The sequence below is a fragment of the Streptomyces sp. 142MFCol3.1 genome (genome assembly GCF_000424945.1).
Taxonomy (GTDB): Bacteria; Actinomycetota; Actinomycetes; order Streptomycetales; family Streptomycetaceae; genus Streptomyces; species Streptomyces siamensis.
Window position 1 is genome coordinate 218,096 of record NZ_AUKV01000009.1, and the last position, 18,142, is coordinate 236,237.

The window sequence follows — 18,142 nt, forward strand, 5'->3', positions numbered from 1 at the left end:
GGTCCGACTGCGGTGAACGGGCGAGGTGTCAGCGCTCAAGCGGACTGCTGCGTGGCCGGCGTCTCCCGGGCAGCCTCTGAGCCCTCCGGGGTGGTGTAGAAGACGGATGAGCCCTGCTTGCTGCGCTGGGCCTGGTTCTTGGCCACCAGTCCTTCGAGCGTGGTGCGCACGACCGTGTTCTTGATGGCACGCTCGGGGTGCTGCTGTCCCAGCGCGGTGGCGACTTCGGCGGCGGAGCGGGGTTCACCGCTGTCTGCCAGGTGGTCGCGGACGAGGTCGACGAGCTTGGGGAGGGACGACGACGCGGTCGGCGTCACGCCCCCTGTCTTCTTGCTGCTCTTCGCCCGCGGCGTGTCCACGGACTTCTTCGCCGTCCGCGGCTTCCTGCCCGTGCCCGATGCTGTCGCCGCCTTCTTGCGGGGAGCGGGCACTGCCGCGGCGGCTTCAGGGGCAGGCGCTGCGAGCGGCGCCGGGACGCCCAGGGCCTGCTGGACGTTCACCAGGACGCTGTGGTCGTGCTGCAGCGCGCTCAACTGCGCCTGCAACGCCTCGATCTCGCCGGCAATACGTTCCTGTTCCTTGAGATTCCGCTCAAGGTCCCCGGCCACCTGCGCGCTGTACTGCGAGGTCAACTCGGTGGTCACGGTTGTGGTTTCGGCCATGATGTTCACACCCCTTCAGGGCGCCGCGGCCGACGGACGGCAGGGGCGCGGTGCATGTGACGTCTCATCGTGTGCTGTTCAGGCTGGTGCGGTGTGGGCAGTGATTGTTGCTACCGCACACCTCGGTTCTAGCGATAGTACGGGAGGCACGCGCGTTGTCCTCAGATGCATGGCCGAAATCCAGCAGATCGAGGACGGTCGTGGCCAGAGCGCAGACCTGTTTGCGGCGCCGGGACTGCCGTGGTGAGGCGAAGCCGAGTGCCAGTGCCCTTCGTCGGTGTCGCGCTGACGGTGCCGTGAGGACAGGGTGGGTCCGGCCGCCGCGGATCGCGCAACTCCGCAGCCTGCTAAGAGGATTGCCTGCACGAGCGGTCAAAGGTGTCCCGCTCGGGTGCGGAGGTTGTCGGCAAGCTGCCGGCTGCCGCTGCCGCTGCCAGTGCGGTCAGGCGTTCCCGATCGTGAACACCCGCTCGCGGGCCCGTTCGTGCATTCGACAGCGCGCGGCCGACCAGGGGGCGTCTGGTTCAACTCGTGCTCTGCCGAGGTGCTTTGACGGGCGCAAGGCCCCCTCCACAGCGGCCCTGACGTATCCGACGACTTCGGGGGTTCCTCGCCACCTCCTCGCGGTGGCGTCTGGAGACGAAGTGCTGCGCGAGGTCTGGACAGCCTCCTGAGGGCGTGCTGTCATACCGCTGGCAGAGGGTTTCCAACGTTGAAAAGGCCGCCTCGCCGAACGTGCCTCAGCCGGTGTGCAGCTTCTCCCTACGGGCTTCCTCGCAGGAGCCCGTAACCCTGCCCCGGCGGTCGGACGCGGTCACGGCCTCTGTACGAGGAAAGGTTCGATGACACGACACGACACCCGCCCCAGAGCCAGAGTGCTGGCGCTGCTCGCCACCGCGGCCCTGGTGCTGCCGCCGAGCGGCTTGCTGCCCGCCGCGGCAGCCGCAGAGTCGACGGGCAGTGCCTCGGCATTCGCCGCCGGACAGGCCGCCGTCCAGACGCACGGTCTGAAGGGCGAGTACTTCAGCATGTCGGCCCCCGGCGCCCGGGACTTCGCCGAACTCGGTGGGACGACACTCGACCCGCAGATCAACTTTTCCGGTCTGACCGACACCTTCAAGGAGTTGACCGGGAAGACGGAGCACACCACCGCCCGCTGGACGGGCCAGATCGAGGCGCCGGCCACGGGTGACTACACCTTCTACGCCATCGGCGACAACGGCTTCCGGCTCTTCATCGACGACAAGCCCGTCATCGACCACTGGGTGGGCGACTGGGACCGGGAACAGACCAGTCAGCCCGTCGAACTGACCGCCGGTGAGAAGCACACGTTCCGCCTGGAACTGTTCCAGGACACCGGCGGAGCCAACATGTATCTGCGCTGGTCGACGCCGACGCTGGCCAAGCAGATCGTGCCGATGTCCGCGTTCACCCCGCCGTCCGACTTCGAGGTCTTCCCGGTGGAGCCGACCGTGGCCGAGAACGGGCGGCGGCTGCGCGCCCGTTTCGAGGGCAGGGTCGGCGGCCTCCAGGCGGTCAAGGACCATCTGAAGGTCGAGGCCGACACGACCGCCATGCCGATCGACTCGGTCACCTCCGTCCCCGGGGACTCCTCCTCCCTCTACGTCAACCTCTCGGAGCCCATCCAGAAGAACCAGCTGGTCCGGGTCTCCTACGACGGTGAGGGCGGTCTGACGACCGGCGGCAAGGCCGTGCCGAAGGTCATCCGCTACGCGGAGAACGACTCCACCCACCGCCTCACCACGAAGTGGGGCGACGAGGTCGACAAGAACCACCCGCTGCCCGAGTACCCGCGCCCGCAGCAGAAGCGGCCCAAGTGGCGGAACCTCAACGGGCCTTGGCAGTTCAGCGGCGCCAAGGCCGGGGAACAGCCGGTCTTCGGCAAGAACCTCGACGAGAAGATCATCGTGCCGTACCCGGTCGAGTCGCAGCTCTCCGGACTCGAACGGCACGAGGACCACATGTTCTACCGCCGCCTCATCGACGTGCCCGAGAGCTGGAAGGTGGGCAAGAGCGAGCGCTCCAACCGGCTCAAGCTCAACTTCGGCGCCGTCGACTACCAGGCCCGCGTCTACGTCAACGGCACGAAGGTCGCCGACCACACCGGCGGCTACAACGCCTTCAGCGCCGACATCACCGACGCCCTGAAGGGCACCGGCAAGCAGGAGATCGTGGTCGCCGTCACCGACACCGGTGGCGCGGACCAGCCCATGGGCAAGCAGTCCACGAACCCGGGCGGCATCTTCTACACACAGAGCTCCGGTATCTGGCAGACCGTGTGGATGGAGCCCGTGGCGCCCGTCTCGATCGAGAACGTCGTCACCACGCCCGACATCGACACCGGCACCCTGGCGGTGACGGTCGACGCCGCAGGCGCCTCCTCGTCCGCCCGTGTGGACGCCGTCGCCCGTGACACCCGCGGTCAGGTGGTCGGCAAGATCAGCGGGGCGGCGGACAAACAGCTCACCCTGCCCGTGGCGAAGCAGCATCTGTGGAGCCCGGACGACCCGTACCTCTACGACCTCGACGTCACCCTCACCGACGGCAGGTCGAGCGACAAGATCCGCAGCTACTTCGGTATGCGGAAGATCGGCATCGAGAAGGTGGGAGGCTTCAACAAGCTCGTCCTCAACCACAAGCCGATCTTCTCTCTCGCCACCCTCGACCAGGGCTTCTGGCCCGACGGTCTCTACACCGCGCCCAGCGACGAGGCACTCGCCTTCGACCTCAAGGCGCACAAGAAGCTCGGCTTCAACGCGGTGCGCAAGCACATCAAGGTGGAGCCGGCCCGGTGGTTCTACCACGCCGACAAGCTCGGCCTGCTCGTCTGGCAGGACTTCGTCTCCGGCAACCTCACCAACGAGACGGGCCAGAAGGCGTTCGTCGACCAGGGCCGGGAGACGGTGCGCCAGCACCACAACTCGCCCTCCGTGATCGGCTGGATCGTCTTCAACGAGGGCTGGGGCGAGTGGAACCGCGAGGAGACCGGCCGAATTACCGAGGCCGTCAAGGCAGCCGACCCCTCCCGAGTCGTCAACGCCCACAGCGGTGTCAACTGCTGCAACTCCAAGGGTGACTCGGGCAAGGGCGACATCATCGACCACCACGACTACAACAACGAGGACCCGCCCTTCCCCGACGACAAGCGGGCCGCCATGGACGGCGAGCACGGCGGCTTCACGCTACGGTCCCCGGGCCACATGTGGCCGGGAGCCCCCACGGTGATCTACAGCGGTGTCACCACCAAGGCGGAGCTGACCCGCAGGTACGTCGAGAACACCGAGAAGTTCTACCTCGAACAGGCCGGCGCCGAACTCTCCGGCTCGGTGTACACACAGATCACCGACCTGGAGAACGAGCTCAACGGCCTGTACACGTACGACCGGCGCGAGATCAAGATGGATGCCGCCGAGGTACGGAAGATCAACCTCAAGGTCATCGCCGCCGGCGCCGCGGCGGGCCAGAAGGAACTCAAGGGCGGCGGGCACTGGACCCTGGACGAGGGCACCGGCACCATTGCCGAGGACACCGGCCCCAACGGGACCCCCCTCACCCTGCGCGAGGGCGCTTCCTGGACCGACGGCGTCAGCGGCAGCGCCCTGAAATTCGACGGTCAGAAGCAGTACGCGGAGACCTCGGGCCCGGTGCTCGACACCAGCGGCAGCTACTCGGTGTCCGCCTGGGTCCGGCTCGACGGCATCCCCGGCAACTACGCCACCGCGGTCAGCCAGGACTCCCGTGCCACGGCCAACTCGTTCTACCTGCAGTACGGACACGGCAACTTCGCCTTCAGCACCCCCGATGAGCGTCGTGCCCAGGTGCCCGTCTCCGCGGAGACGGGACGCTGGTACCACCTCGTCGGCGTACGCGACGCCGGCACCAACCAGATCCGGTTGTACCTCGACGGAAAGCTCGCGGCGACGGCCACCGGCGGCGCCGCCTTCCCGAGCACCGGCCCGCTGACCGTCGGCCGCGCCCACTGGGACGGCTCGAACGTCGACTTCTGGCACGGCGCGGTGGACGAGGTCCACGCCGTCGACCGTGCCCTGACCGCCGAGGAGGTGAGCGACCTCTACAGCGAGGAGAAGCCGTAACCGGCAGCGCCCATGAACGTGGTCCCGGTGGCGGGAGGGAGACCTCCCGCCACCGGGGCCACTGCTGTGCGGGCAATACGGGAGTCACGGCCCCGAGGCCCGGGCCGATCGTCCAAAGGCGTCGTTCTTCAGCAGCGTGCCACTGCCGCTGTTGACGATCTCCGTGAAGAGCTGGGGTCTGTCCGTCCTGCCACAAAGGGTCGCCGACGGCAGGTTCTTCATGAGGACGATGCTGTCGTAGCTGGTGACGTTCCAACGCCAGTTCACCCGTGCCCTCAAGCGGACTTCCGGGGCTGTCCGGCACGGCATGTGCCTTGTCACCGGGCGCTGCGCTCCGCCCACGCCGGCCACGGCGATGGTGGGCATACGGTGCAGCTGCCGACGGCGTCGACAGCGGAGGTGCCGGGGAGCAGGCCGGCCTTGATGTCGTAGAGGGACGGGTCGTCGGCTTGGCACCGGTCCGGGTGGGGTGTCCATGCGCGGCGTGCGGCGGCCGCGGAAGCGGTGGCCGTCAGTGCTGTGCCGGCCGCCAGGACGAGCGCAGCGAGCGCGGTGGTTGCCCACCACGCTCGCTGTCTTCGTCAGACGAGGTGCCTTCGGCCTGCGCGTGGTCGACGCGTCGTGCCTCCTCGACGCGTGGGGTGGCGAGACGGGCGCGTGCAAAAGACGGCCGGGGGAGGCCCGACCGTCTGGAACCGGACCCGGCGGCCGGGTCATTGGGGCTCGGCCGCCGGGTCCGGGGCTTGTCAGATCAGTTGCCGGCGGCGCCCGAGCCAGGTCTGTGCGATGACGACCACGGCGAGGAAGGCACCGCTGACGACCTGCTGGTAGGAGGAGTCGAGCGAACCGATCTGGTTGATGACGTTCTGGATCACCTTCAGCAGCAGCACCCCGACGAGCGAGCCGCTGACGTAGCCGAGTCCGCCGGTCAGCAGGGTGCCTCCGATGACGACGGCGGAGATGGCGTCCAGTTCCATGCCGCTGCCGAGGATGGTGACGCCGGAGGCGAGCCAGGCGGCGTTGAGGGCGCCTGCCAGTCCGGCGAGCAGGCCTGACAGGGCGTAGACGAGGATCTTGGTACGGGCCACGGGGGCGCCCATCAGCGCGGCGGCGTCCTCGTTGCCGCCGACCGCGTAGACGTGCTGCCCGAAGCGGGTCCGGCGCAGCACGACAGCTCCGCCGGCGAACAGGGCGAGCGCGATCCACACCGGGTTGCCGAGGCCGAGGGTGGTGCCCTGGCCGAGTCGGGCGAGGAAGGAGCCCTTGCCGATGAGGTAGGTGTCGGCGCCCTCGTCGGTGAGCGCCAGCATCAGGCCGCGCGCGCCCAGCATGGCGGCGAGCGTGACGATGAAGGGCGCGAGGCGGGAGCGGGCGATCAGCAGGCCGTTGACGACGCCGATCAGCCCGCACACGGCGAGTGGCAGCAGCAGGGCCACCAGGGTGCCGTGTCGCGATCCCCAGGCGGCCAGGACGCCGCCGAGGGCGAACTGGGAGCCGACGGACAGGTCGATCCCGCCGGTGATGATCACGAAGGTCATGCCGAGGGCGACGATCGCCAGGAAGGCGGAACTGGTCGCCATGTTGCTGACGTTGTCGCCGGTGGCGAAGGAGTCGAAGGACAGCGACGCCACGAGGGAGACGATCAGCAGGACGGCCAGGGCGCCGTGCTGCTGGACGAGGGCACTGAGTCGTTCGGAGCGGGCGGAGCCCACCGGGTGGGCGTCCTGGGGCGGTTCGATGCTCGCGATGGTCACGGGCGCGTCCGTTTTCGTGGTGGTCAACGCTTCCCCCGTCCGCGTGCCGCGTAGACGGCGGCGACGATCACGATGGCCTGGGCGATCTGGGTCCAGGAGGGCGGCAGATCGTGCTTGATGAGGGTGGCGGTGAGGAGCTGGATGAGGACGGCTCCGGCCACGGTGCCGGCGATGTTGACGCGGCCGCCGGTCAGCGGGGTGCCGCCGACCACGACCGCGGTGATCGCGGACAGTTCCATCAGGTTGCCCAGCGAGGTGGGGTCGCTGGCCTGGAGACGGGCAGTGGCGAGCACGCCCGCGACCGCGGCGAGGAGAGCGCTGACGACGTAGACGATGATCAGCACGCGTCGGACGGGCAGGCCGGAGAGCTGTGCGGCGGGGCGGCTGTCGCCGATGGCCAGGAGCTGGCGTCCGAAGGTGGTGCGACGCATCACGAAGGCCAGCAGCAGAGCCAGGGCGGCGGCGATGAGGATCAGGTAGGGGAAGCCGAGGAGGTCGCCGGAGCCCAGGGAGGCCAGGTTGGGATTCTGGAGGTCCTTGAGCTGAGGCAGCAGCACCAGGGCCAGTCCTCGGCCGCCGACCATGAGGGCCAGGGTGGCGACGATCGGTTGCACCCCGACGAAGGCGACCAGGGCTCCGTTGGCGAGTCCGACCGCGGCGGCGAACAGGGCGACGACCAGCAGTGCGGGCAGCAGGCCGTAGCCGAGGTAGAGGGCTGTCACGGAGGCCGCCAGAGCCATCACCGCGCCGACCGACAGGTCCACGCCCTCGGTGCCGATGACCAGAGCCATGCCGAGGGCGACGATGATGACGGGGGCGACCTGGACGGCCTGGGTGCGGAAGTTCTCGACGGTCAGGAAGTACGGAGTGATGAGGGAGTTGACGACGAGGAGCGCCGCCACGCCGGCATAGACGCCGTAGCGCTGGAGCCAGGGCAGGATGCGGGCCTTGTCCAGCGGGAGGGTGCGCAGGGTGGCTTCAGCCATCGATGGCCGCCTCCTTGACCGTGTCCTGCGCGGGGCCGTCGCCGGCGATGGTGCGCATCAGCTTCTCTTCCGTGACGTCGTCGCCGGCCAGCTCGCCGACGACGGAGCCGTCCTTCAGTACGACCACGCGGTCGGACCCTTCGATGAGTTCCTCCAGGTCGGAGGAGATGAGCAGGACGCCCAGGCCGTCGGCGGCCAGTTCGTCGACGAGTTTCTGTACTTCGGCCTTGGCTCCCACGTCGATGCCGCGGGTGGGTTCGTCGAGCAGCAGCACCTTGGGATTCATCGCGAGCCACCGGGCGAGCAGCACCTTTTGCTGGTTGCCGCCGGAGAGTTCACCGACCTTCTGCTGCGGCGAGGAGGTCTTGATGCGCAGCCGTTCGATGAACGTGTCCACGATGCTGTCGACGCGGGACTCGGAGACCAGGCCGAAGCGGGAGAGGCGGGGCAGTACGGCCAGCGCGATGTTCTCGCGCACCGACAGGCCCGGCACGATGCCCTCGCTCTTGCGGTCCTCGGGCAGCAGGCTGATGCCCGCGCGCAGGGCGGCCGGCGTCGATCCCGTGCGCAGCGGCACCCCGGCCACCGTGACACCGCCCGAGCGCAGCGGCAGGGCTCCGGCGATGGCCTTGGCGGTTTCGGTGCGCCCGGAACCGAGCAGTCCTCCCAGACCGACGACCTCTCCGGGACGCACGCTCAGGGAGACACCGTGCAGCTTGTGCGGCACGGTCAGGTCGGCGGCGGCGAGGACCGGTTCGGCGTCGGCAGCCGCGTGGTCGCCGGTGAACTTGGTCAGGCCCTCCTCGCGGACCTCGCCCAGGTCCCGGCCGAGCATGGTCGACACCAGGGAGAGCCGGTCGAGGTCGGCCAGCGGGCCGTGATGGACACGTCGTCCGTCGCGCAGCACGGTGACCGTGCTGCACACGGCGTACAGCTCGTCGAGGCGGTGGCTGACGTAGACGACGGCGATGCCCGCGCCCCGCAGCCGCCGGATCACCGAGAACAGGGTCTCGACCTCGCGGGGTTCGAGGGAGGAGGTCGGCTCGTCCATGATGACGATCCGCGCGTCCGTGGCGACGGCACGGGCCAGGGCGACCATCTGCTGGGCGCCGACCCCGAGGGTGCGCAGCGGCCGGCGGACGTCCACGCGCACGCCGTAGGTGCTCAGGGTCTCTTCGGCCTCCCGGTTCATGCGGGCCATGTCCAGCACGCCGAACCGGTTGCGTGGCTCGCGGCCCAGGAAGAGATTGCGGGCCACGCTGAGCAGCGGGATGAGGTTGACCTCTTGGTAGATGGTCGAGATCCCGGCCTTCTGGGCCTCCAGCGGGGTCGCGAAGGAGACCGGACGGCCCTGGAACACGACCTCACCGGCATCGGGACGGTACACGCCGGTGAGGAGTTTGATGAGGGTCGACTTTCCGGCGCCGTTCTCGCCGATCAGGGCATGGACCTCACCTGCGTGCAGGGTCAGGTCCACGTCGTCCAGGGCCCGGACGCCGGGGAAGGTCTTGCTCAGCCCGCGGACGGCGAGCACTTCGGCGGGGGGTGCCACCTGTTCCTCCAGGGTGCGATGCGAGGAGTGGGGGAGGACGGAGGGGCCCGCGGGAGCGGGCCCCTGCGGAGGGTCAGTAGGCCTTGCCGATGTCGGCCTTCGCGTTGTCCGGGGCGTAGGCGCCGTCCTCGATGATGACGTCCTGCGCCACTTCGTCGCCCTTGGTGAAGCTGTCGAGCGTCTGGAAGGCCAGCGGTCCGAAGCGCGGGTTGGACTCGATGACGCCGCTGATCCAGCCGTCCACGATGCCCTTGACGGCGTTGCGGGTGCCGTCCACCGTGACGATCTTGACGGCACCCGGCTTCTTGCCGGCGCCCTTCAGCGCGGCGACCGCACCCAGGCCCATCTCGTCGTTCTCGGCGTAGATTCCCTTGATGCCGGGCTTCGACTGGATGAGCTGCTCGGTGACCTGCTGGCCCTTCTCCCGGGCGAAGTCACCGGTCTGCTCGAAGACCACCTTCAGGCCGGGCGCCTTCTTGGCGATCTGATCCTTGAAGCCCTTGGTGCGCTCGGTGGTGACGTTGTTGCCCGCGGCGCCGAGCAGGATCGCGACCTCGCCCTTGCCGCCCGTCGCCTCGATCATCTGGTCGGCGGCGCGCTTGCCCTGCTCGACGAAGTCGGAGGCGATGAAGGACACATAGTCCTTGCAGGCTGCAGCGTTGATCTTGCGGTCGATCGTTACGATGGGGACCTTCTTCGCCGCGGCGGCCTTGAACACCGGCTCCCAGCCGTCGGAGTTGAGCGGGGCTATGACCAGGAGATCGGCGCCCTTGGCCAGGAGGTCCTGGACGTCGCTGATCTGCTTGGAGAACTGCGACTGGGCGTTGGCCGTCAGCAGCTTGACGCCCCGCTTCTTCGCCTCGTCCTTGATGGACTGCGTCTCGGCGATACGGAAGGGGTTGGCTTCCTTCTCCGACTGGGAGAAGCCGACGGTGGCGTTCTTGAGGTCCAGCTTCTTTCCGCCGAACGCGTCGATGGTGCAGGTCTTGCTGCCCGGCTTGGGCTCGGCGACCTTCTGCGCGGAGTCGGCGGCGGCCGAGGAGGTGGTGTCGTTCGCCCCGTCGTCCTCCGACTTGGCGCAGGAGGTGGCGGTCAACGCCACGGCTGCGGCCAGGGAGACGACCACGGGACGGGCAATGAGACGACGGTGAGTAGTGCGCTGCATGGTGACCCCGATCCGGGTGACGCTGAAAGGGCACTGGGGAGATGTGAGTAGGCAGAGGTCGAGCATGGTCCAGCTGAGTAGTGCTTCTCCCCTGGCGGGAAAGGACGTTCGGCCCGCCGCACAGAGTTTTTACATCGTTGGAAGGACTCTGTAAACCCCCTGCGCACACAGCGTGCGCGGCGTGCCGCGAACTACCTTGTTCCTCCGCCGTAACCGGTGAGACGGCGACGGGGCGCGGGCTGACCAAGGAACGCGCACCCGCAAACGTGGTCAGAGGTCCGGCAGTTCTGCGATTTGACCGGATCCCTCGATGGCGGCAGCGTCGTCCGGGAACGTGACACTCGGCACGCGGGCCCCTCTCGCATGCGTGCGCTATCGCAACACGCGCTGAAGGAGCTGTTTTGACGGAACGTCAGGAAACTTCACGTCAAAAACACGTGGCACACGGCCGGCTTGGGGGCGGGCCGGTAGCACTGAGACGGAGAAGCCGCGGGCCGGTGGCACTGGGGCGGAGGAGCCGTCACACCACGCGCGTCAGGCCGCCCCGGGAGGACTGGGCGGGCCCTTGGATTCACCCGTGCGCGGTCCGTGGGATCACATGGGACCGCGGCCGCCGGCCGCCCGCCCCAGAGTGCTCTCGCGTTCCACCAGGCGGTACTCCGCCCAGACGCGGTGCGGTTCGGACACCTCGTCGCCGCCGAGCCGTGCCAGAACCGACTCGACCGCCAGTCGGCCGATGGCTTCCTTGTCCGGCGACACGGAGGTGAGCGTCACCGCGCCGAAACGCCCCTCGACCACGTCGTCGAAGCCGACGACCGCGGTGTCCTCGGGAACGCGCAGCCCCCAGTCGAAGAGCGCGCGCATCGCGCCGATGGCCATGGGGTCGTTGTAGGCGAAGACGGCGTCGGGACGCCGTCCGGACTGCAGGATGCGACGCATGGCGTCGGCGCCGTCCGCGTGGCCCCATCCGTCGGTGGCCGCGACGAGCCCGTCGTCGGCCGGCAGACCGGCGGCAGTCAGCTCCTCGCGCCAGCCGCGGACACGCAGCTGAGCGGTCTCGCTGCGGCCGCGCCGAGCGCCGATGAACGCCACCTCTCGGCGCCCTAGTCCGATCAGATGCCGGACGGCGGCACGGGCGGCGGCCACGTTGTCGATGGCGATGTGGTCGTACGGCAGGTCGTAGTCACGCTCGCCGAGAAGCACCAGCGGAACGCTCTCCGCCCGGTCGCGCAGGTCCTCGGCCTCCAGCTCGATGGGGCTGAGGATGAGACCGTCGATGACTCGAGCCCGGAAGCCCTGGCTGACCAGGACCTCCTGCTCGCGGTGCCCCCCGGTGTGGTCCAGCAGCACGATGTACTCGTGTGCGGCGGCTGCGTCGATGACGGCGGCCGCGAGTTCGGCGAAGTAGGGGTTGCCGAGTTCGGGCAGGGCGAGCGCGATGATGCCTGTACGGCCCTTGCGCAGATGTCGGGCCGCCAGGTTGGGGCGGTAGCCGAGCGCGTCGATGGATCGCTGGACACGCTCGCGCATGGCGGGGGTGACGTGCTGGAAGTTGTTCACCACATTGGAGACGGTCTTGATGGAGACCCCCGCGTGCGCGGCAACGTCCTTGAGGCTGACCCGCACGGCATTTCCCCTTTTCAGCGTCCCGACCGGTCCGGTCAGTGCGGGTACGGGGTCGTCAGCGTCACCGTCGTGTACCGTGCTCCGACTCTCCGTACGTGATCTTTACAACGTTATACAGGCGTCTGTGTCGCACTGACAAGGCGCCGGGCGACAGCAGTCCTGAGGAGGTCCATCGGCGTCTGTCCGGCTTGCCGTCCGGGCATCCGATGCGGATCCAGGCCGGCGAGCGGGAGTACTTCGTCATGATCACTCCGATGACGCTGCGAGCAGCTCGGCGACCACGGGCAGCTCGGCCTTTGCAGAGCCGAAGCGAGCGTATCCGGTGTTCCGTCACACTACTGACTTCGGCCCGGCAGGGTACGAAGACGCCGGCGCCACGCCATCCGGTCTTCGGTTGCTTCAGCTCAGTCAGGTCCCACCGGGACGATTCGGCAGCCCACCGGAGGATGCCATCAGGAGGCTGTATGCCGGTCCCCGGAAAGGTCCTTGAAGATCGCCGACTTTCGAGTGTGTCGGTTCCAGCGGCGCGATGAAGTGGTCCCGGTCCGTGCCAGGCAACCGTGTGAGGAGCATGTCAGGACCGTGGCAGCCGGTCACTTTCTCGTGCTCGGTCAGAACGGTGCCTGTCCGTTGCCGAGGATGCGTATGCGGACGTGCCCGGTGGGGGAGTTCACCCAGTCCGACCTGTCCGGCCGCACGAACTCGCCTTCACGGCCGTGGATCCACAGCCGGCCGGCGCTCATGTTCAGCAGCTGAAGCGGCTGCGGCTGCTGCCGTGAAGGCCCGCACCCGAAAGAACCCCACCAGCAAGTACGGCCCGAACGCGGGACAACACCCCCACAAAGCCCGGAACCGCACCACCGTCGCGTTCTTCGCCCACGGCATCAACAGCCGCTCATGGCCCTAACGCAACGGTGCTGAGGCCCCAGCCCGTGGTAACGAGTGGCCTTCACCACGGCGCGCCCGGCCCGAACGGTTCGAAGAACATGACGTCCAGCGGATGCAGGTCCTGGCCGGTCAGACCGGGGAAGCCGGATTCGGCGGGGCCGCCGCGCAACCACGTGAGCAGGGTCGCCGTGAAGTCGCCTGGCAGGGGCGGTCCTTGGTCCCAGTGGCGGGGGTCGACGGCTACGCGCCATGTCTCGGGCGGGCCGTCCGCGCACCAGCCGATCTGGTCCCCGTCGATCGTCGACGCGAACGGCAGGAAGCCGCCGGGCTCGGGCCACGCGGGCATCGGGTAGTACTGGGGATGGGCGGCGCGCAGTTGGCGGTATCCGTCAAGCATGCCCTCGACGGTGGCCGCGAGCCCCTGCTCCCGTGGCCGGTCCAGGGACAGTGGGGCGCTCATGTCCAGCCACCAGCTCCAGTTGCCCGCCCCGTACCGCTCCGCGAGCGCCACGAAGTCCGGCGGCAGCCGGGTACCGAGCCGCTCGAAGACCTGCTCCCATGTGGCCTCGCCCAGATACGGCTCCAGGGGCGGTGGAACCAGCGCCATGACGGCGTCGAGGCCCGAGCCCTCGGTGAGCGCCGCGTGCTGCCGCGCGTCCACGGCGGTGCCCGCAGGCGGTGGCGACCAGGGTGCGGCCCCGGCCAGCGGCGGCCAGACTCGTATCTGTGAGGACAGCGGGCCCAGCAGCCCGCCGGGCTCGCCCGGGTGCGCCACGCCGGTGCGCAGCAGCGTGAACAGCAGCTCCAGGAACGGGACTTCGTAGTCCACCCAGGGCTCGCTCACCCCGACTGCCACATTCGTGGTCATGAGCGTGACCGGCCACTCGTCGGGGTAGTCCGACGCGCCCGTGTTCCAGAAAAGGTGGTCGCCGCTCCTCGTCGTGGCGAAGGCGAGCAGGCCGCCCTCCTCGGGCAGGAAGGGGCGCCGACGCGCGGTGAACATGCCGGGCCGGATCGCCGAGTGCCGGTGCGTCTCGACGATCCATGCTGCGTACTCGAAGCGGCCGTCGGTGCTGACGCACGGGGGGTGCAGCCGGATCGCCGCACCCGGGCCGCCTATCTCGGCCGCACCGTACGTCGACACGAGCGCCTTGTAGTCACCGGGCAGCGGGGTGCCGAGCCAGCCCTCGACCGCCGCCCAGTCGACGGCGGGCGCCGGGCCGGGCGGCGGTCCGACGAGACCTGTGAACGCGGTGATCCGCGCAGAGTGATCCATGGAGCCGAGGATGACATCCCCCACCGACATTGAGACTGGGACCGTCACCGCTCGGGGTCTGACCCGCCCACTGACTGACGTTTCGGCCGTCCTCGGGTTGAATCGCTCGGCTCACGGGCGGTGCCACAGCACGCGTGACCGGCCGGGCTACCGTGACCTCATTGCCTCGCCCAACCCCTTTGCCCCGCAGGTCACAGCGGTAACGCAACGGTGTTGCCTTAGAGCTCGTAACACGATCTTGTTCAAGTGTTCTGGTCGGGTGGGGCAGAGGCTGCGCTGGGAGAGCACACGCGGGCTGAGGGCGGAAGTCGAAGTCGGCCAGGACGGCTCCGATGCTGGGTGCACGACTTCGCCTCTGGACCATCGCCTTGGCTGGGCGGTGCCAGGGGCCAAGATTGCCCTAGCGCTGAGTGGGGCCGCCTTCTGCCCTGAGGCTGTGGCGTGCGCCTGCCACGGCGGTGGGCAAACGTTTGTTGATCTCAGCCGTCGTATGCACATGACGACGACGCCTGCCCTCCCATCCCTCGTGCTGCGCGGTAGCAGTGCCACCGCCCGCTTCGGGGGCGGATTCGACTATGTGCAGTGGGAACAGGACGGGCGCGTGGAGCGAATTCCGCTGGAGGCCATCGAAGCGGTCCGCAGCCTCGACCGCTCGTTCGAGGTCGTACTGACGACTGCAGCGGCCGACCGCCGTGCTGCCGTGTACGCGGTTCACGATGCCAGCGCCGCAGCCGTGGTCACGTTCTGCGCCGCCCTGCAGGCCCGCCTGCCCGAGAGAGCGGCCGAAGGATCGCGCGTCGACGGCGAAGATCTGATCACCGAAGTCTCTGAGGGGCGCCCCCGGCGGGCGTCGAAGCGAGTTCTCTTCGTTGTCGCCGCGATCGCACTCTTCGCTGTGATCGATGTGGCGGTGGCGGTGCTCCGTGAGCCGACGTGGGCCATCGCGCTGCCGTTCTTTCAGCTCTTCGCGTGCGCGGGGGCATTCATGGCTCTGACGCTGGGACGAGGCTTGTACGACGCGCTGCGCCTCCCCAAGCACGGCATCACGGTGATGGCCGAACTCGACCACTACACCAACAGAACCAAGGTGTACCGGTACATGGACCAGGACGGCGGGCTGCACTTCTACCGGGAGCCGACCGGCGGGCGGCAGCTGGAGCTCAGCTAGGACCCGCGCAACCCCAGCCGCGCCTCCGCCCGCCAGTCCCTCTACGGCCAGGTCATGATGGCGCTGATGGCGGTCGTGGGCCTCGGTATGGCCTGCGGCGGACTTGGGATCACCGGGTACCAGCTCTTCATCGCGTTGCGTGGCTGACTCCGTACGCGCGCGTGTCGAGCACTTCTTGAACTCGTACCACCGCTTGTGATCGGCGCTGCTTGAGGCGTCGGTAGCAGATGAGGCTGCAGGCGAGGGAGACGAAGGCGTCGTGGAGTTCGGTGCGGCGTTCTCAGCGAACTGCGAGGCGTTCGAAGTAGTGGAGCAGGGCGAAGGTCTGCTCCACCACGTAGCGAGGTTTGCCCAGTCCCTTGATGTTCGGACAGCCCTTGCGTGAGATGGCGAGGCTCGATCAACTGGCGCGGCTCCGCGTCCTTTTCGCGCCGCCGAGCTTGCTTCCGGCATCGATCTTGGGCCAGGGCTCAGGGAACGAGTTCTGGCCCCGGCTCTCGGCTGCGGGTCGGGCAATTCGCGGACGGTGTCGGCGGAATTCGTTTCCGTTGCATGAGGCCGTTGCGCGAGCATGCCGGAATGACCTTGCTGCGGTGGCTTGGAGGGGCCTGATGGGTACGAGCCCCGAGCCCAGGTTGATCTTGCTGTGCGGACTTCCGGGATCGGGGAAGACGACCTTGGCCAAGCGCCTGGCCGGAGAGATCCCAGCGGTGCGCCTCTGCCCGGACGAATGGTTGGCTGACCTCGGTGTCGACCTGTTCGATGAGCGAACGCGTGCCCGGCTCGAGGGGCGCTTCCGGGAACATGCCCAGGACCTGCTGACGCTGGGACAGACGGTGATCCTGGAGTTCGGCTTCTGGGGACGTTCTGAGCGGGACGAGAAGCGTTCGGCGGCACGCGCACTCGGGGTTCCTGTTGAACTGCACTACCTCGCTGCGTCGCTCGATGAGCTGTGCCGCCGTCTCGAAGCCCGCAGCCGGGAGAGCGGGCCGGGCACCGTCCCGGTCACCCGCGAGTTGCTTGAGGAGTATGTGAAGCACTTCCAGGCGCCTGGGGGTGACGAGCAGCGTCTCTTCGACGCCCCCCTCTGGGGCGGCGTGGATGACTCTTGAACTCGACGGCCGTACGGACCTCGGTCTCAGGCGTAGTAGGTCCAGGTACTCCGACGCGTCGCTTCCGGGTACCGGGACCTCGATACGGCGCCTTACCTCTGGCGCGACCTCGCCCACCGCGAGGGCGAAGCCGTGCTGGAGGCCGGCCTCGGAGTGGAACACCGGCCGCCGCGCGCAGACACGCCAGGACTTCGCCCAGCGCAGCGCTGCCTGCGAGCGGTGTGCTCCTGTCCGTCGCTCAGCGTATGTACACGAGCGGAACGGCGACGGGGTGGAACGGGTCGCAGGATCATGTTCTGTGCCGACGCTGCAACCCGGCGTATCTGGTGGGCAAAGCCTGGCGCCGCGATCAGGATCCCGGGCTCGGCCCCGTATCGAACTCGCGAGTCAGCTTTCAGAGGGACGCGGCGCGCGCAGATGCGCCCGCTCCTTCAGCTCCTGCTCGTCGACAAACTTGAGCATCGGCTGACCCGGCGCGCAGACCATGGTCACGAGGAACTTGGTCGGAGCCTCCGACAGGGCGTTGCCGTCCTGGTAGTGGATCACGTCACCGCCCGGCTCCCAGAACGTCTCACCGGCCTTGATCACGCGCTCCGGTTCACCCTCGAGCTCGAACCGGACCGCGCCCTCCACCACGTAGCCGAAAGCGGGGCCCGAGTGGCGATGCGGAGCAGCGCCGGGGTGACCGGGAGGCCACTCGACGAGGATGGTCATTCCCGAGCCGCCTTCGGGAAAGAAGGGCGGAGTGACCTCCTGCAGAACCGTGATCTCGGGCGGCAAGCCCTCGTGGCCCTCGTGGGCGGTCTCGTGCACTGGGTTCTCTGACATGTGCCACACCTCCTAAAGCGTGCCCGGAACGAACGACCATGCGGCCACCGTCCTCCGGGACCGCTGTACCGCCCACTCGTTCGACAGTGACCGAGTTCGTCGGTTCCTGGCTCGCACGACTTGTCTCACGATGAAGACCGGACACAGCCCACATCTGTGACACGCCGAGCGTCTTCTGCCTTGCCCACAGCTCGGACACCAGCCTGCTCCCTGTGGACGGCCGTCACAATCCGGGAGCCGGGCGGCACCGGGGACGCATCGCACCATGTCATCCGGGCCCCGGCCGCGGTGAGGCGTAGCCGCGGCTCTCGGCGAGGTGGTACGTGCGGTCGGCGAAAGCTTGGGATGCAGCGCTCTGGTAGCCGCCCTGCCGTCGGAGTGGCACCACGGTGCGCTCGGGCAAGGGTGACCGTCGCGAGCTGAGGGTGGTCGTCGGTGTCAGTCTCGGGCAGCACGGTGGCCAGCGTCGTGTGTCGGCCGATTTCGATGAGCGCCTGGATGGAGTTCGCCTCGATCGCGATGCGTGGGCTGACACGGTGCCGTCCGAAGTAGGAGTCGATGTGGCTACGGGTGGCGACGTCGGAGCCGAGGATCGCGAGCTGCAGCGTGGCCAGATCTCGCACGGCCAGCGCCTTGGATTTCAGGTCCCGGGGGTAGTCGGGGCCCACCACGAGACCCAGGCTTTTGGTGAACATGCGCGCGGCGTGGATTCCCCGCTGATGCGGAGCGTCGAAGGCGACACCGAGGTCGATGTCGTCGGCGAGCAGTGCCGCTTCCATACGGTCCTGGGTCATCTCTTTGAGGGACAAGGAAATACCTGGATGGCTGGTGTGGAATTCGGCAGCCATCGGTCCCACGAAATAGCCGATGAACATGGCTCAATAGGTTTTATGGTTGATAGGCCTTGGAAACTATAGGCGCAGGCAGGGCATCGTGGATGTCTGGCGGCCAAAGGGCCGACAGATTCGGTAGGACCAGTCGAAAGACCCAGGCCATGCAAGACCTCACCG

At 68.3% G+C, this 18,142-nt stretch carries 14 protein-coding genes; 3 read left to right on the plus strand and 11 right to left on the minus strand.

Annotation, left to right across the window (positions count from 1 at the left end; translation table 11 throughout):
• Window positions 1-35: 35 nt before the first annotated feature.
• A complete protein-coding gene (locus H305_RS0115350) occupies window positions 36-662 on the minus strand; it encodes a hypothetical protein (protein WP_028801160.1) in 627 nt (208 codons plus the stop codon).
• Between the two features lie 842 nt (window positions 663-1,504).
• On the opposite strand from H305_RS0115350, the gene H305_RS0115355 reads away from it, so the two are divergent.
• Window positions 1,505-4,777 (plus strand): glycoside hydrolase family 2, encoded by a 3,273-nt coding sequence (locus H305_RS0115355; RefSeq protein ID WP_028801161.1) that lies wholly within the window; start codon window positions 1,505-1,507, stop codon window positions 4,775-4,777.
• An 84-nt stretch (window positions 4,778-4,861) separates the two neighbouring features.
• Here the strand turns inward: H305_RS0115355 and H305_RS0115360 are convergent, their stop codons facing one another.
• From H305_RS0115360 to H305_RS0115400, 8 genes are all read right to left on the minus strand, one after another.
• A complete protein-coding gene (locus H305_RS0115360; protein ID WP_028801162.1) occupies window positions 4,862-5,044 on the minus strand; it encodes a hypothetical protein in 183 nt (60 codons plus the stop codon).
• Between the two features lie 479 nt (window positions 5,045-5,523).
• Window positions 5,524-6,558, minus strand: a complete 1,035-nt coding sequence (locus H305_RS0115365; protein ID WP_107440030.1) for an ABC transporter permease — start codon at window positions 6,556-6,558, stop codon at window positions 5,524-5,526.
• Window positions 6,555-7,517 (minus strand): ABC transporter permease, encoded by a 963-nt coding sequence (locus tag H305_RS0115370; protein WP_028801164.1) that lies wholly within the window; start codon window positions 7,515-7,517, stop codon window positions 6,555-6,557. Before H305_RS0115370 ends, H305_RS0115365 begins: the two co-directional genes overlap by 4 nt.
• Window positions 7,510-9,069, minus strand: coding sequence for a sugar ABC transporter ATP-binding protein (locus H305_RS0115375; RefSeq protein WP_028801165.1), 1,560 nt, complete (start codon window positions 9,067-9,069; stop codon window positions 7,510-7,512). Before H305_RS0115375 ends, H305_RS0115370 begins: the two co-directional genes overlap by 8 nt.
• Window positions 9,070-9,142: 73 nt before the next feature.
• The gene (locus H305_RS0115380) at window positions 9,143-10,234 is read right to left on the minus strand and encodes an ABC transporter substrate-binding protein (protein WP_028801166.1); all 1,092 of its coding nucleotides are present in this window, start codon (window positions 10,232-10,234) and stop codon (window positions 9,143-9,145) included.
• A 594-nt stretch (window positions 10,235-10,828) separates the two neighbouring features.
• Entirely contained in the window at window positions 10,829-11,860 is a 1,032-nt protein-coding gene (locus tag H305_RS0115385; RefSeq protein ID WP_028801167.1) for a LacI family DNA-binding transcriptional regulator, read from the minus strand.
• Between the two features lie 611 nt (window positions 11,861-12,471).
• A complete protein-coding gene (locus H305_RS55765) occupies window positions 12,472-12,603 on the minus strand; it encodes a hypothetical protein (RefSeq protein WP_267880795.1) in 132 nt (43 codons plus the stop codon).
• A 206-nt stretch (window positions 12,604-12,809) separates the two neighbouring features.
• Window positions 12,810-14,024, minus strand: a complete 1,215-nt coding sequence (locus H305_RS0115400) for an SMI1/KNR4 family protein (protein WP_234020828.1) — start codon at window positions 14,022-14,024, stop codon at window positions 12,810-12,812.
• 496 nt (window positions 14,025-14,520) lie between these two features.
• Here H305_RS0115400 and H305_RS46000 point away from each other — a divergent pair, with 496 nt between their 5' ends.
• Both H305_RS46000 and H305_RS0115410 read left to right on the plus strand, forming a co-directional pair.
• Window positions 14,521-15,192, plus strand: a complete 672-nt coding sequence (locus tag H305_RS46000; RefSeq protein WP_234020830.1) for a hypothetical protein — start codon at window positions 14,521-14,523, stop codon at window positions 15,190-15,192.
• 611 nt (window positions 15,193-15,803) lie between these two features.
• On the plus strand, window positions 15,804-16,304 hold the full coding sequence (locus H305_RS0115410; protein WP_028801169.1) for an AAA family ATPase: 501 nt from the start codon (window positions 15,804-15,806) through the stop codon (window positions 16,302-16,304).
• 387 nt (window positions 16,305-16,691) lie between these two features.
• On the opposite strand, the gene H305_RS0115415 is transcribed toward H305_RS0115410, so the two are convergent.
• Together H305_RS0115415 and H305_RS46005 are read right to left on the minus strand one after the other, a co-directional pair.
• Complete coding sequence (locus H305_RS0115415; RefSeq protein WP_028801170.1) at window positions 16,692-17,132, minus strand: cupin domain-containing protein; 441 nt, start codon at window positions 17,130-17,132, stop codon at window positions 16,692-16,694.
• Between the two features lie 125 nt (window positions 17,133-17,257).
• Window positions 17,258-18,007, minus strand: coding sequence for a LysR substrate-binding domain-containing protein (locus tag H305_RS46005; protein ID WP_051370607.1), 750 nt, complete (start codon window positions 18,005-18,007; stop codon window positions 17,258-17,260).
• Window positions 18,008-18,142: the final 135 nt, after the last annotated feature.